Annotated in this window: 15 protein-coding genes and 1 pseudogene; 14 read left to right on the forward strand and 2 right to left on the reverse strand. The window is 64.6% G+C overall.

The window, feature by feature from the left end:
• The first annotated feature begins 38 nt into the window (after positions 1-38).
• On the forward strand, positions 39-884 hold the full coding sequence (gene istB, locus FA743_RS18915; RefSeq protein ID WP_136887630.1) for an IS21-like element helper ATPase IstB: 846 nt from the start codon (positions 39-41) through the stop codon (positions 882-884).
• Between the two features lie 212 nt (positions 885-1,096).
• On the opposite strand, the gene FA743_RS18920 is transcribed toward istB, so the two are convergent.
• A complete protein-coding gene (locus FA743_RS18920; RefSeq protein WP_136887631.1) occupies positions 1,097-1,855 on the reverse strand; it encodes an IclR family transcriptional regulator domain-containing protein in 759 nt (252 codons plus the stop codon).
• A 104-nt stretch (positions 1,856-1,959) separates the two neighbouring features.
• On the opposite strand from FA743_RS18920, the gene FA743_RS18925 reads away from it, so the two are divergent.
• From FA743_RS18925 to pcaF, 3 genes are read left to right on the forward strand one after another with little or no spacing between them, the layout of a single operon-like run.
• Entirely contained in the window at positions 1,960-2,694 is a 735-nt protein-coding gene (locus tag FA743_RS18925; protein WP_136887632.1) for a 3-oxoacid CoA-transferase subunit A, read from the forward strand.
• A complete protein-coding gene (locus FA743_RS18930) occupies positions 2,691-3,362 on the forward strand; it encodes a 3-oxoacid CoA-transferase subunit B (protein WP_136887633.1) in 672 nt (223 codons plus the stop codon). Before FA743_RS18925 ends, FA743_RS18930 begins: the two co-directional genes overlap by 4 nt.
• A gap of 1 nt (position 3,363) precedes the next feature.
• Positions 3,364-4,566, forward strand: a complete 1,203-nt coding sequence (gene pcaF / locus FA743_RS18935) for a 3-oxoadipyl-CoA thiolase (RefSeq protein ID WP_136887634.1) — start codon at positions 3,364-3,366, stop codon at positions 4,564-4,566.
• Positions 4,567-4,568: 2 nt separating this feature from the next.
• On the opposite strand, the gene FA743_RS18940 is transcribed toward pcaF, so the two are convergent.
• Positions 4,569-5,501 carry a LysR family transcriptional regulator gene (locus FA743_RS18940; protein ID WP_246055062.1) on the reverse strand — a complete coding sequence of 311 codons (933 nt, stop codon included), beginning with the start codon at positions 5,499-5,501 and terminating at the stop codon, positions 4,569-4,571.
• A gap of 140 nt (positions 5,502-5,641) precedes the next feature.
• Between FA743_RS18940 and FA743_RS18945 the strand changes: the two genes are divergently transcribed.
• The 10 genes and pseudogenes from FA743_RS18945 to FA743_RS20710 all read left to right on the forward strand — a co-directional run.
• Positions 5,642-6,832, forward strand: coding sequence for a muconate/chloromuconate family cycloisomerase (locus FA743_RS18945; protein ID WP_136887636.1), 1,191 nt, complete (start codon positions 5,642-5,644; stop codon positions 6,830-6,832).
• Positions 6,833-6,834: 2 nt separating this feature from the next.
• On the forward strand, positions 6,835-7,197 hold the full coding sequence (gene catC, locus FA743_RS18950; protein ID WP_136887637.1) for a muconolactone Delta-isomerase: 363 nt from the start codon (positions 6,835-6,837) through the stop codon (positions 7,195-7,197).
• The gene (catA, locus tag FA743_RS18955; protein ID WP_136887638.1) at positions 7,194-8,132 is read left to right on the forward strand and encodes a catechol 1,2-dioxygenase; all 939 of its coding nucleotides are present in this window, start codon (positions 7,194-7,196) and stop codon (positions 8,130-8,132) included. The genes catC and catA overlap by 4 nt, the downstream gene beginning before the upstream one ends.
• 118 nt (positions 8,133-8,250) lie before the next feature.
• Positions 8,251-9,609 (forward strand): SRPBCC family protein, encoded by a 1,359-nt coding sequence (locus FA743_RS18960; RefSeq protein ID WP_136887639.1) that lies wholly within the window; start codon positions 8,251-8,253, stop codon positions 9,607-9,609.
• Entirely contained in the window at positions 9,606-10,094 is a 489-nt protein-coding gene (gene benB / locus FA743_RS18965) for a benzoate 1,2-dioxygenase small subunit (RefSeq protein ID WP_136887640.1), read from the forward strand. Before FA743_RS18960 ends, benB begins: the two co-directional genes overlap by 4 nt.
• A gap of 36 nt (positions 10,095-10,130) precedes the next feature.
• The gene (benC, locus tag FA743_RS18970) at positions 10,131-11,159 is read left to right on the forward strand and encodes a benzoate 1,2-dioxygenase electron transfer component BenC (RefSeq protein ID WP_136887641.1); all 1,029 of its coding nucleotides are present in this window, start codon (positions 10,131-10,133) and stop codon (positions 11,157-11,159) included.
• Positions 11,156-11,941: a benzoate diol dehydrogenase BenD gene (benD, locus tag FA743_RS18975; protein ID WP_136887642.1), complete on the forward strand. Its 786-nt coding sequence runs from the start codon at positions 11,156-11,158 to the stop codon at positions 11,939-11,941. The genes benC and benD overlap by 4 nt, the downstream gene beginning before the upstream one ends.
• Before the next feature lie 38 nt (positions 11,942-11,979).
• Complete coding sequence (locus FA743_RS18980) at positions 11,980-13,311, forward strand: MFS transporter (RefSeq protein WP_136887643.1); 1,332 nt, start codon at positions 11,980-11,982, stop codon at positions 13,309-13,311.
• Between the two features lie 59 nt (positions 13,312-13,370).
• Positions 13,371-14,165: a 3-oxoadipate enol-lactonase gene (gene pcaD / locus FA743_RS18985; protein WP_136887644.1), complete on the forward strand. Its 795-nt coding sequence runs from the start codon at positions 13,371-13,373 to the stop codon at positions 14,163-14,165.
• Between the two features lie 160 nt (positions 14,166-14,325).
• A pseudogene (locus tag FA743_RS20710) lies at positions 14,326-15,006 on the forward strand (transposase family protein); the annotation flags it as partial.

Here is a 15,006-nt window from a genome sequence, read left to right on the forward strand (position 1 = left end):
GTCGGGCGGCGGCTGGCGAATGCACAGGAGGGCCGCCCATGATCCCCGTCACCGAACGCATCCGCCAGAGCATGGTCAGCCTGCACATGGCTCGCGCCCTTGAGACACTGGATCAGACCCTCAGCCGGTTGGAAAAGGGGGAGATCAGCGCGATCGAGGCAATCGACGAGCTACTGGCAGAGGAATTGAACCTGCGCGAAGGCCGGCGCATCGGCGTCGCCTTGCGAACCGCGCGGCTGATGCCGGTCAAGACGCTGGAAAGCTTCGACTTCTCCTTCCAGCCTTCAGTGGACCGCCACCGCATCATGGCCCTGGCCGAGCTGGAGTTCATCAAGCGGGCCGAGGTGCTGCACTTCCTCGGCCCTCCAGGAACCGGAAAGAGCCATCTCGCCACGGCCATCGGTGTCGCGGCAGTAAGGGCCGGGCGCAGTGTGTATCGGTGCTCCCTTGCCGATATGATCGAAGCCCTGACCAAGGCGGAGCGTGAAGGACGTCTGACCGAGAAGATCCGCTTCTATGCCCGTGCCTCCCTGCTGATTGTCGACGAGATCGGCTACCTGCCCATCACCAGCGGGGGCGCCAATCTGTTCTTCCAGCTCGTCAACGCGCGCTATGAGAAAGGCGCAATGATCCTGACCTCCAACCGGGGCTTCGCAGAATGGGGCGAGATCTTTGGTGATCCTGTCGTCGCGACGGCGCTTCTGGACCGCTTGCTTCATCATGCCGTCGTGGTCCAGATCGAGGGCGCCAGCTACCGGCTCAGACATCATACCGACCTGATCCCGGAACACACGCGCGCCCACGCCAGCATCACCCCGCCACCGCCGCCCAAACGCCGCGGTCGGCCGCTGAAAAACGGAGGCGCCCATCAACTGAACGGCTGATCGCCGAACTCGAAGGGTGGGGAAATTTGCGCCAGCACTTCTGGGGAAATTCGATCCAGCATTTACAGCATTCGGGCTTGGCGGCATCGCCTTCCCGGTTGCCTGGCGGATCGCACGTCTCATCCCCAATCGTTGGATCGTTACAGCTGGAGCCTGAATGCCGCGAAGAGCGCTATGCTCAAAGGGACTCTGCGGTGATTTCGCATGTCGCGCTATCGCAGCACGCGCCGCAGACCTTCCTGTACCTTCAGAAGCGGATCGAGATACAGCGCGACCAGGTCCACGGCATTGGCCTGCACGGCGGCGACGCCGGTGTTGATCGCGGCGATGACGCGGCCTTGCACCGAATGGAGCGGCACGGCGATGGAGCGCAGGCCCGGCTCGACCTCCTGGTCGATGACGGCGTATCCGTCCCGGCGTGCGGCGTCGATCCGGGCCATGATCTCGGCCGGATCGGTCAGGCTGTGGGGCGTGCGCGGCGTCAGGTCCGACGACATGATCAGCGCCAGGGCCTGATCGCGGGGCAGGGCGGCCAGCAGGACGCGCCCCATCGAGGTGCAATGCACCGGCAGGCGCGATCCCGGCATCAGTCCGATCGACATGACCCGCCGCTGCGCCGCGCGGGCGAGATAGACGATCTCGGTCCCGTCGAGGATCGACACCGAGGTCGATTGTCCGATCCGGTCGGACAGCTGCTCCAGCCAGGGCTGCACGAGATGCGCCAGGGGCATCGCCGCGAGGGCGCCCATGCCAAGGCGCAGAACCCGCGCGGTCAGGGCGAAGAACTTGCCGTCATAGCTGGCATAGCCCAGATCGTGCAGCGTCAGCAGGCACCGGCGCGCCGCGGCGCGATCCAGGCCGGTCGCCGCCGCCACCTCCGAGATCGACATGCGGGGCTGGTCCGCCCCGAACGCCTCGATCACCTGCAATCCCTTGCCAAGCGATCCGATGATATCCGTCCTGTTCGCCATGCGACCACGAATATACGGCATGGGAACAAAGCTCAAGATGCGAACATATCCCTTGGCGCAGGGGGTCGGCCCGGTCTAATCCGTCTCGATACGGAGGAGCCTTCATGGACAAACGCATCGCAAGTCTGGCCGACGCGACCGCCGAGATCGGAGACGGCGCCACGGTGATGATCGGCGGTTTCGGCGGATCGGGCGCGCCGATCGAGCTGATCCACGCGCTGATCGACCGGTTTCTGGCGACCGGCAGCCCGACGGGGTTGACCGTCATCAACAACAATGCCGGCAACGGTCATGTCGGCATCGCGGCGATGATCGAGCAGGGCATGGTGGCCCGGATGATCTGCTCGTTCCCGCGCTCGGCGGATCCGGTGGTGTTCACCGACCGCTACCAGGCCGGCCGGATCGCGCTGGAGCTGGTCCCGCAGGGAACGCTGGCCGAGCGCATCCGTGCGGGCGGGGCGGGCATCCCGGCCTTCTACACGCCGACGGGCTTCGGCACCGATCTGGCCGAGGGCAAGCCCGTGGCCGAGTTCGACGGCCGGTCCTATGTGCAGGAACGCTGGCTGAAGGCCGATGTCGCTCTTATCAAGGCCGAGACCGGTGACCATCTGGGCAACCTGACCTATCGGATGGCGGCGCGCAATTTCGCGCCGCTGATGGCCATGGCCGCGACCCGGACCATCGTGCAGGTCAGCCATGTGGTCGCGCCGGGCGGCATCGACCCCGAGGCGGTGATCACGCCGGGGATCTTCGTCGACGCCCTCGTCCACGTGCCGGACCCGGCGCAGGAGGAGGATCTGAACCGCGCAGGGGCGCGATACCCGGAGGTGACGGCATGACCGGCAAGCTGACGAACGCGCAGATCGCCTGGCGCGCGGCGCAGGACATCCAGGACGGGGCCTATGTCAATCTGGGCATCGGTTTTCCGGAAATGGTGGCGCGCTTCCAGCCCGCGGGGCGGCAGGCGATCTTTCACACCGAGAATGGCATCCTCGGCTTCGGCGAGGCCCCGGCAGCGGGCGAGGAGGATTGGGATCTGATCAATGCGGGCAAGAAGGCCGTGACGATCCGGCCCGGCACCGCCTTCTTTCACCACGCCGACAGTTTCGCGATGGTACGGGGCGGCCATCTGGATGTGGCGATCCTGGGCGCCTATCAGGTCGCGCAGAATGGCGATCTGGCGAACTGGTCCACCGGGCCCAAGGGGGTGCCTGCCGTGGGCGGGGCGATGGACCTGGTCCATGGCGCCAGGCGCGTGGCGGTGATCACCGACCATGTCACCAAGGACGGCAGGCCCAAGCTGGTCCAGGCCTGCACGCTGCCCTTGACCGGGGTGGCCTGCGTGACGCGGGTCTATACCTCGCTGGCGGTGGTCGACATCGAGGGCGGTCGCTTCGTGCTGCGCGAAAAGTTGGCTGCGCTGTCGTTCGACGACCTGCAATCCCTGACCGGCGCGCCGCTGCATGTCGAGGGCGACGTGACCGACCTGACCGTTCCGGAGCTGTGAAATGACCGAGGCCTTTATCTGTGACTATATCCGCACGCCCATCGGCCGGTTCGGAGGCGCGCTGTCCTCCGTCCGGGCGGACGATCTGGGCGCCATCCCGCTGCGTGCGCTGATGGCGGGCAATGAGGGGGTCGACTGGCAGGCAGTCGATGACGTGATCTTCGGCTGTGCCAATCAGGCGGGCGAGGACAACCGCAACGTGGCGCGCATGTCGCTGCTGCTGGCCGGCCTGCCGGTCGAGATCGGCGGGACGACCATCAACCGGCTTTGCGGATCGGGCATGGACGCGGTCATCGCCGCCGCCCGCGCCATCCGCGCCGGCGAGGCGGACCTGATGATCGCCGGCGGGGTCGAAAGCATGTCCCGCGCGCCCTTCGTGATGCCCAAGGCCGAAGCGGCATTCTCTCGCAGCACTGCCATCCACGACACCACCATTGGCTGGCGGTTCGTCAATCCGCTGATGGAGGCGCAGTACGGCGTTGATTCCATGCCGGAGACGGCCGAAAACGTCGCCGAGGATTTCAGGGTCAGCCGAGATGATCAGGACGCCTTTGCCCTGCGCTCGCAGGACAAGGCCGCACAGGCGCAAGCCACTGGCCGGCTCGCACAGGAAATCACCCCGGTCAGCATTGCGCAGCGCAAGGGCGATCCGCGCATCGTGAATCGGGATGAACATCCCCGCGCCACGACCCTCGAGGCGCTGGCGGCGCTGAAGGCCCCGTTCCGCAAGGGCGGGACGGTCACGGCGGGCAATGCCTCGGGCGTGAATGACGGGGCGGCGGCGCTGATCATCGCCTCCGAGGCAGGCGCGCGCCGTCATGGCCTGACGCCCATCGCCCGCGTGCTGGGCGGGGCCGTGGCAGGTGTCGCGCCGCGCATCATGGGCTTTGGCCCGGCGCCCGCCTCGCGCAAGCTGATGGCCAGGCTGGGCTTGGGCCAGGCCGATTTCGACGTCATCGAGCTGAACGAGGCCTTTGCCAGCCAGGGACTGGCGACGCTGCGCGATCTGGGGATCGCCGACGACGACCCGCGCGTGAACCCCAACGGCGGCGCCATCGCGCTTGGCCACCCCTTGGGTATGTCGGGCGCGCGCATCACCGGGACGGCGGCGCTGGAACTGCTGCGCAGCGGCGGCAGGCGGTCCCTGTCCACCATGTGCATCGGCGTGGGGCAGGGGATCGCGATCGCCCTGGAACGGGTCTGAGATCAGGGGTCCGGGCGCTGCAGATTGTTCGCCTCCAGCCAAGCGGGCTTTTCGGCATACATCTCTCGGATCAGGCGCCGGACAAGGTCCAGATAGCGTGATGTATCGCCAGCCCGGTGGCTCAGAATGACCGGAGAGGTCGCGTGCGGGCTGTCGATCACCCGATAGCGCACGTCCGAGCGCATCTGTCGGGCGGATGACGGGATGATGCAGATCCCCGAATCCGCAGCGACCAGTCCAAGCGCGGTCTGGATCTCGCGCACCTCCAGAACGTCACGGGGGCGGATTTCCTCGACCTGCAGCAGGCTCAGCACCTGATCGGCATAGCTGGGACGCGGCTCCTTGGGATAGACGATCAGCCGCTGGTCCGCGATGTCGGACAGCCGGATCGGGCCCTCGTCCTGGGCCAAAACGGAATCCAGCGGCAATGCCACGACCAGGCGTTCCTCGCGCAGGGTCGTGCTGGCCACATTCGGGTCGCCGTGGCGCATGCGGCCAAAGCCGATGTCGATGCGGCCCTCCTTCAATGCCGCGACCTGCTGGATAGACAGCATTTCCAGCAGTTGGATGTCCAGTTCCGGCGCATTCTGGCGCAGCTTGCGGACCAGAACCGGCAACCCGCCATACAGCGTCGAGGCCACGAAGCCGATGGACAGGACACGGTTGCGGTTCATGCCCACCCGCCGCGTCGCATCCGTCATCTGGTCCACGCGCCCCAGGACCTGCAATGCCTGTTCATAGAGAAGCCGTCCGGCATCTGTCAGCTTCACGGGCCGACTTTTTCGCGTGATCAGGACGACACCCAGCTCTTCCTCCAGCAACTGGATCTGCCGGCTGAGTGGCGGCTGAGCAATGTTCAGCTGCTTTGCCGCGCGGGTGAAGTTCCGTTCGCGGGCAACGGCGACGAAATAGCGTAGCTGACGCAAATCCATCATGGCTCCTCCATCACCTAAGGTATTTTGCAGCGCAGCATAATGCTGCAGGTAGGGTGTCCTTCCTACATTATACCCAACGGGTATGGTATCAAACCAAAACGGTGTTGGACGTGGGACGCCCGGGACGGCATTTTAGCTGCATGAACCAGCCATTCGCCCCCCTCGCATCTACCGCCACCGCCGCCCCGGTCGTTACACGGGTCGAGACGGTGATCCTCGATCTTCCCACCATCCGGCCGCACAAGCTGTCGGTTGCAACCATGAACGGCCAGGTCCTGATGCTGGTCCGCGTCCACTGCAGCGACGGTATCGTCGGCGTGGGCGAGGGGACGACTATTGGCGGCCTGGCCTATGGCGGCGAAAGCCCCGAAAGCATGAAGACCAATATCGACACCTGGTTTGCGCCGGTGATGATCGGCCAGGATGCCACCCGCGTGCAGTCGCTGATGGCCCGGATCGGTCGGATGGTCCGCGAAAACCGCTTTGCCAAGTCGGCGGTGGAAACCGCCCTGCTCGACGCACATGGCCGGCGCATTGGCCTGCCGGTCAGCGAACTGTTGGGCGGGCGGCGGCGGGACCGTCTGCCGGTCGCCTGGACGCTGGCTTCGGGCGACACGGCGCGCGACATCGCCGAGGCCGAGCGCATGCTGGATTTGCGCCGTCACCGCGTCTTCAAGCTGAAGATCGGCGCCCGCCCGCTGCGCGAAGACATCGCCCATGTCGCGGCCATCGGGCAGGCGCTTGGTGACCGAGCGTCCCTCCGTGTGGACGTCAACATGGCCTGGTCCGAAGGCGATGCCGCCTTTGGCATGGCCGCTCTGGCCGATGCCGGCTGCGAACTGGTCGAACAGCCGGTGGCCTCGAGCGCGGCGATGGGTCGGCTGGTGCGCCGTTTCCCGATCGCGCTGATGGCCGATGAGTCGCTGACCGGACCGGAGAGCGCGTTCGAGATTGCCCGCGTGCAGGGTGCGGACGTGTTTGCAGTCAAGCTGGAACAAAGCGGCGGCGCCTTCAACGCCCTGCGCGTGGCGGCCATCGCGGATGCTGCGGGGATCGGGCTTTACGGCGGCACGATGCTGGAAGGCGCGGTGGGCACGGTAATCTCGGCCCATGCGTTTTCGACATTCGCCAAGCTGCAATGGGGAACCGAACTGTTCGGCCCCCTGCTGCTGACCGAGGACATTCTGGCGGAGCGGCTGGACTACAGCGATTTCGAGCTGACGGTTCCAGGCGGCCCGGGCCTCGGGCTGTCGCTGGATGAGGATCGCGTGGCGTTCTTTACCCGCGACGGGCTGCGCAAGACGATCAGCCTGCCCCAAGGAAAGGTGTGACGATGCTGTACCAGGTGATCATGACGGTCGATCTTCCCCGCGACCTTCCGGCCGAGGAGGCAGCTCAGATCCTTGCGCAGGAGAAGGCCTATTCCCAGGATCTGCAGCGCAGCGGCAAGTGGCGCCATATCTGGCGGATTGCCGGACAATACGCGAACTGCAGCATCTTCGATGTGCGCGACCATGACGAGTTGCACCAGATCCTGTCCGGCCTGCCGCTGTTTCCATTCATGGACATCAGCGTCACGCCGCTGCTGCGCCATCCCTCGGCCATCGGGAGAGGACGACCGCTAGTCATACCCAACGGCGGGGAGGGAGCCCCGCCGACCCAGTTTCCAAAAGAATCCAGGAGGAGAACCCAATGACCGTGACCATTTTCGACCGACCCGATGTCCAGGAATTCCTGAACGAGTTGAGCGGCCTGAACAACCAGGATGGCGATCCGCGCATGAAGCGGATCGTGCATCGCCTGATGTCTGACCTGTTCAAGGCGATCGACGATCTGGACATCACCCCCGATGAATACTGGCAGGGCGTGGCCTGGCTGAACGATCTGGGCGCCGCCGGTCAGGCGGGGCTGGTCTCACCGGGCCTTGGCATCGATCACTTCATGGATGAGCGGCTGGACGCCATCGACGCGGCCATGGGCATCGAAAATCCGACCCCGCGCACCATCGAAGGTCCGCTTTATGTGGCCGGTGCCCCGGAATCCGTGGGCTTTGCACGACTGGACGACGGAAACGACACCAACGGTCAGACGCTGATCATGCAGGGCAAGGTTCATGGCGCAGACGGCCAGCCGCTGCCTGGCGCCAAGGTCGAGGTCTGGCATTGCGACACGCGCGGCTTCTACTCGCACTTCGACCCGACCGGCCAGCAGGCGCCCTTCAACATGCGCCGCACGATCATTGCCGACGACCAGGGTTGCTACAAGTTCCAGAGCATCCTGCCCAGTGGCTACGGCGTGCCCCCCGGCAGCCCGACCGAAGGTTTGCTGACCGCCCTTGGACGGCATGGCCAGCGGCCCGCCCATATCCACTTCTTCGTCAGCGCCGACGGACATCGCAAGCTGACGACGCAGATCAACATCGAGGGCGATCCGCTGATCCACGACGACTTCGCCTATGCAACGCGCGAAGGCCTGATCCCCAAAGTCGTGGAACGGTCGGATGAGCAGAGCATTCACGCCAACAACCTGAACGGCCCGTTCGCCGAAATCGTCTTTGACATCCACCTGACGGCCCTGATCGACGGCGTGGACAATCAGCTGAACGAGCAGCGCCGCCGCGCGGCCGCCTGACGGAGCCCTGCAGGCAGCCGCTCGACGCGGCTGCCTCGCGATCCGTATCCATCTTTCACCCATGACATCTGAGCAGGGCATGCCCGCATCCGGCGCATCCCCTGGGGGAGGACCACTCATGTCTGCAATCATCGACAAGGCCCGCGATCTGGATCACCTGCTGGCCACGGCCGTTCAGGACGACGCCGACGAAGGCCTGTTCCGCTGCCGCCGCGACATCTTCACCAACGAGGATCTGTTTGCGCTGGAAATTAAGCACATCTTTGAAGGCAACTGGGTCTATCTGGCCCATGAAAGCCAGATCCCGGAGATCAACGACTACTACACCACCTGGATCGGCCGCCAGCCTGTCGTCATCACCCGCGACAAGACCGGCACGCTGAACGCGGTCATCAATGCCTGCGCCCACAAGGGCGCCATGCTGTGCCGGCGCAAGCAGGGCAACAAGGGCAGCTTCACCTGTCCCTTCCACGGCTGGACATTCGCCAATACCGGCAAGCTGTTGAAGGTCAAGGATGCCAAGACCACGCAATATCCCGATCAGTTCAACACTGATGGCTCGCACGACCTGACCCGCGTGGCCCGGTTCGAAAGCTATCGCGGGTTCCTGTTCGGCAGCCTGAACGCTGATGTCGCGCCGCTGGCCGACTATCTGGGTGAGACGACGGTGATCATCGATCAGATCGTCGATCAGGCCCCAGAGGGGCTGGAGGTCCTGCGCGGCAACTCCTCCTACATCTATGACGGCAACTGGAAGCTGCAGATGGAGAACGGCTGCGACGGCTATCACGTCAGCTCGGTCCACTGGAACTATGCCACGACCATGGACCGCCGCAGCGCGACGGGCACAAAGGCCGTGGATGCGAACAGCTGGAGCAAATCCACAGCCGGCGTCTATGGGTTCGACAACGGACATATCCTGCTGTGGACCAACACCGCCAACCCCGAAGTGCGGCCGGTCTACAACCGCCGCGACGAGATCGCGACGCGCTTGGGCGAGGATAAGGCGGGATTCATCGTCAACCAGACGCGCAACCTGTGCCTCTATCCGAACGTGTTCCTGATGGACCAGTTCAGCACCCAGATCCGCGTGGTGCGCCCGCTTGGCGTCGACCGGACCGAGGTGACCATCTTCTGCTTTGCCCCCAAGGGCGAAAGCACCGATGACCGCGCCACCCGCATCCGCCAGTACGAAGACTTCTTCAACGTGTCCGGCATGGGCACCTCGGACGACCTTGAGGAATTTCGCGCCTGCCAGACCGCCTATGCCGGCAGCGCGCCCCTGTGGAACGACATGTCGCGCGGCGCGCCGCTATGGATCCATGGCGCGGATGACAATGCCCGCCGCATGGGTCTGACCCCGCTGATCTCGGGAGAGCGCAGCGAGGACGAGGGGCTGTTCGTCTGCCAGCACGAATACTGGGCCAAGGTCATGCGCGACGCCATGGCCCGCGAGAAGACGGGAGAGATGGCATGAGCATCGATCACAGCGCCATCCGCGCATTTCTGTACCGCGAGGCGCGCTTGCTGGACGACCGGCAATGGGACGAGTGGCTGACCTGCTATGTACCCGACGCGTCCTATTGGATGCCGGCCTGGGACGATACCGACCAGACGACCGAGGACCCCCAATCCGAGATCTCGCTGATCTACTATCCCAACCGCGAGGGGCTGGAAGACCGGGTGTTCCGCATCAAGACCGAACGCTCCGGCGCATCCACGCCCGAACCGCGCACCAGCCACGCGGTCCAGAACGTCGAGGTGGTGGCCGATCGCGGCGACGAGGTCGATGTCCGCTACAACTTCCACACGCTGAACCACCGCTACAAGGCGACGGACCAGTTCTTCGGGACCATGTTCGTGACCTTGCGACGGGACGAAGGCGGGCTGCGCATCGCGGCCAAGAAGATCGTCCTGAAGAACGACTATATCCGCCAGGTCATCGACGTCTATCACGTCTGACCGCCGACCCCGCACACCCGCAAGGAGGAGGCGACCATGTGCTATACGATAGCCCTGAATTTCGAGGACGGGGTCACCCGCTTCGTTGACTGCAAGCCCGGAGAGAAGGTTCTCGATGCGGCGTTCCGCAACAAGATCAACCTGCCGATGGACTGTTCTGACGGCGTCTGCGGCACCTGCAAATGCCGCGCGGAAAGCGGCGCCTATGACATGGGCGACGACTTCATCGAGGACGCCCTGACCGAGGACGAGGCGGGGCAGGGGCTGGTTCTGACCTGCCAGATGGTGCCTTCGTCCGACTGCGTGCTGTCGGTTCCCACCACGTCGCAGGCCTGCAAGACCGGCCAGCAGGCGTTTGCGGCCACGGTCGCCCGGATCGAGCCGCATCACGATGCTGCCGTCGTCCTGGAACTGACCATGGATGATACGGCCACGGCGCCCGCGTTTCTGCCGGGGCAATACGTCAATATCGACGTGCCCGGCAGCGGTACTCACCGCTCCTATTCCTTCAGCACCGCGCCCGGCGAGCGCAACCTGGGGTTCCTGATCAAGAAGATCCCCGATGGGGTCATGAGCACCTGGCTGTCGCGCGCCAAACCGGGCGACCAGTTGCAGCTGACCGGCCCGATGGGCAGCTTCTATCTGAGGGGTGGCGACGGCCCTCTGTTGTGTCTGGCAGGCGGCACCGGGCTGGCGCCGTTCCTGTCGATGCTGGAGGTGCTGGCGCGTGCGGGATCGCGGCGGCAGATCCACCTGATCTATGGCGTGACGCGCGATCTGGACCTGGTTCTGGTGGACCGCGTCATGGCACTGGCCAAGCGGCTGCCGAACCTGACCGTCGCGACCGTGGTTGCCGACCCGGCCTCGGATCACCCGCGCACGGGTTGGGTGACCCAGCACATGCCGGAGGAGATGCTGGCGGCGGGCGACGTCGACATCTATCTGTGCGGCCCCCCGCCGATGGTCGATGCCGTCCGGCAGTATCTGGACGACCACAAGATCGAGCCGGCCAGCTTCCACTATGAGAAGTTCACGCCGAACGCGCCCCTGAAGGCCAGTGCATGAGCGCCGCGGTGTTTGTCGGACGCTTTGCGGGCAAGGTGATCGTGGTCACCGGCGCGGCCCAGGGCATCGGCCGCGCCGTGGCCCTGCGCGCCACAGCCGAAGGTGGCCGCGTCCTGTTCGTCGACCGTGCCGATTTCCTGCCCGAGGTCGTGGCCGAGTCCCAAGGCGACGCCGCAGCCTTCATCGCCGATCTGGAGACCTGGGCCGGGGCGGACGCCGCCATGCGCCATGCCGCCGACATCTTTGGCGGCATCGACATCCTGATCAACGTGGTGGGCGGTGCGATCCGCATGCGCCCGCTGGCCGAGTTCGAGCCCGATCAGATCGACGCAGAGATCCGCCGATCGCTGATGCCGACCCTGTATGGCTGCCACGCGGTCCTGCCGCATCTGGTGGCGCGGGGCGGCGGCACCATCGTCAACGTGTCGTCGAACGCGACGCGCGGAATCCACCGCGTGCCCTATTCGGCGGCCAAGGGGGGCGTGAACGCGATCACCCGATCGCTGGCGATGGAGGTGGCAGGCCAGAACATCCGGGTCGTGGCCACCGCCCCCGGCGGGACCGAGGCCCCTCCGCGTCGCATCCCGCGCAATGCCGTGGGCGACAGCCCGGATGAGCAGCAATGGATGGCGCAGGTCGTCGATCAGGTGACCGGGTCGAGTGTCTTGAAACGCTACGGGACCATCGACGAGCAGGCCGCGCCGATCCTGTTCTTGGCGTCCGACGAGGCATCCTACATCACCGGTTCCGTCCTTTCCGTCGCGGGAGGCGACGAAGGTTGACGGGGCAAACCGAAACAATAACAGGGAGGAGAACGACAATGCGTACGATAGACGTGAATGAGGCGATCGACCAAAGCCCGTTCGGACGTTTTCAATGGATGGTGGTCGCGCTGTGCGGCACGCTGCTGGTGGTCGACGGCTACGACGTGTTCGTGGCAGGCACGGTGCTGCCGACGCTGATCCAGGAATGGGGTCTGACCAAGCCGCAGGCGGGCGCGCTTCAGGCCTGGGCGTTGTTTGGCATGATGTTCGGCGCCCTGATCCTGGGGCCGCTGGCCGACCGGATCGGCCGGAAGAAGGGCGTTGCCATCAGCTTCGTGCTGTTCACCTCGGCCACGGTCCTGACGGGGTTTGCCGAGACGCCCGGGCAGTTCAAGTTCTTCCGCTTCATTGCAGGTCTGGGGTGCGGCGGGCTGATGCCCAATGCGGTGGCGCTGATGAACGAGTATGCGCCGAAGCGCCTGCGCGGCACGATGGTCGCGCTGATGTTCTCGGGATATTCGGTGGGCGGCATGGTTGCGGCGGGTCTGGGCATTGGCCTGATCCCCAGCTTCGGCTGGCAGCCGATGTTCTTCATCGCCGCGGTGCCGCTGCTGCTGTTGCCGCTGATCCTGTGGAAGCTGCCGGAGTCGCTTGGCTTCCTGATCAAGCAGGGCAAGCAGGACGAGGCCAAGCGCATCTTCGCCAGGATCAATCCCGCGACGCCACTGGCCGCCGACGACCGCCTGATCTTTGTCGAGGTGAAAGGCGCCTCCACATCGGTCGCCGAACTGTTCCGGCATGGACGGCTGCTGCGCACGCTGATGCTGTGGCTGTCATTCTTCTGCTGCCTGCTGCTGGTCTATCTGCTGTCGTCCTGGCTGCCCAAGGTTCTGCAGGAGGCGGGCTATGCCGAACGTGCCAGCCTGCTCAGCCTGTTCTCTCTGAATTTCGGCGGCATGGCGGGTGCGATCATGGGCGGCAGGCTGGGCGACCGGTTCGGCCTGCCGCGCGTCGTTGTCGGCTTCTTTGCGGCAGCTGCACTGTCCATCGCGCTGATCGGCGTCAATCCGGCACCGGGGCTGCTGTTCGCGCTGATCTTTGTCGCCGGCGCCACCACCATCGGCACGCAGATCCTGCTCTATGCCAGCGTCGCGCAGCTTTACAACCTATCGGTCCGCTCGACAGGTCTGGGCTGGGCCTCCGGTGTCGGTCGCATCGGCGCCATCGTCGGACCGACGATGGGCGGGGTGCTGCTGGCGCGCGAACTGCCCTTGGGACAGAACTTCCTGATCTTCGCGCTGCCCGCTGCCATCGCAACCCTTGCGATGATGGTCTTTGCCCTCAGCAATGCCCGCAGCAGCGACAGGGCGCAGCTGGCGACTGTGTGAACATCACCGGATAGCGCGCAGTCTTTGGGCTGCGCGTATCTTCTTTTGGAGACTATGCCATGCCATACCTGACCCTTCCCACGCACCGCCTGCATTACCGCATCGATGGGGCAGGGGAGGCCAAGCCCTGGCTCACCTTCTGCAATTCCCTCGGCACAGATCTGCACATGTGGGACGCGCAGATCGCGGATCTAAAATCGGATTTCCGCATCCTGCGCTATGACCGGCGTGGACATGGCAAGTCTGAAGCCCCACCAGCGCCCTATGACATGGCCGATCTAGGGGGCGACGTGGTCGCGTTGCTGGACGCCTTGAACATTGATCGCACCCATTTCTGCGGGTTGTCGATCGGTGGACTGACGGGCCAATGGCTGGCGATCCATGCAAACTCGCGCCTGGACCGCGTTGCTTTGTGCGCAACTGCTGCCCGCATCGGCACCGTGGACAGCTGGACCGCCCGGATCGAGGACGTCAGGGCAAATGGCTTAAGCGCGCTCGTTTCTGCGACAGCTGAACGATGGTTCTCGCAAGAGTTTCGACGAGAGCATCCTGTCTTTGTCGGTAGAGTTCTCGACAGCTTTGCGGATACATCGGCAAAGGGATATGCGGGCTGCTGCGCAGCGCTTGCCCACGCGGATTTCCGCAGCCAGCTTCACGATATCAGAAACCCCGTGCTGACAATATCAGGGGACGATGATCCGGTCTGTCCGCCCGCTGACCTTGAGGCTATAGCCGCCGGTGTTCCCAACGGCACGCATGTTTCCCTGCCCGGGCGGCATATCGTCAATCTTGAATCGGCCGCGCAATTCAATCAAATCCTTGGAAAATATTTCACCTCGGCAGCTCTACCTTAAAGGTTGCGTTTGGAGCCAACATCATGAAGGCATAACGGCATAACCGCTTATGTACCCTATGGTTGGGCAAGTTTTTCTTACCCCATTTCAAGATGGCCCCTAGGTGTTTGATCCCACGGTTTGATGGTGCGATCCTTTCTGAGGAATGGAAGGAAGCATTATGGGCCAGGTTCGTCACGGAAGCGCCACGACCACGCACGCTGTCAGAGCTGCAATAATGAGGGCTGGCCCGCCATCGATCCGAGGGTCGGCCCGAATGATCGCAAGCTTCGCTCGCGACGCTGAGCCGGGATCTGGGGAGTGAGGAGGATCAGAAAACGATCCAGTGAATCGTTTTCCCGACGAACCCGAAGACTGTTGCGAAATGGCGCAAGCGCCAGACGGTCGAGGATCTCAGGACCGGGCCGAAGGAGCCGCGCTCAACGATCCTGCCGAGGCGGAGGAGGCGACCGTTGTCGCTTTTCGTCGGCATACGCTGCTGCCGCTGGAGTTCAAGCGTCAAGCAAACGATCCGGGGAATCGTTTGTCGCGCCGAACGCCTCTCTGCCCTGCAGCCATCCATCCCGCACCTGACACGCTCGGCGCTGCATCGGTGCCCGGCACGCGCCACGGCATTTCCCGGTTGCCTGATGTGGAAGGCGACAAGCCGAAGCGCCAGAATTTAAGCGCTATCCGATCGGCTTCTTTCACATCGACATCGCCAAGGTGCAGACTGCTGAGGGAAAGCTGTTTCTGTTCGTCGGCATCGACCGCACGAGCAAATTTGCCGTGACCCAGTTGGTCGACAAGGCGGACAGGAAGACGGCCTGGGAGTTCCTGCAGCACCTGCTCGAGGCATTCG

Origin of the sequence: Paracoccus gahaiensis (genome assembly GCF_005048225.1) — a bacterium.
GTDB classification, from domain to species: Bacteria; Pseudomonadota; Alphaproteobacteria; order Rhodobacterales; family Rhodobacteraceae; genus Paracoccus; species Paracoccus gahaiensis.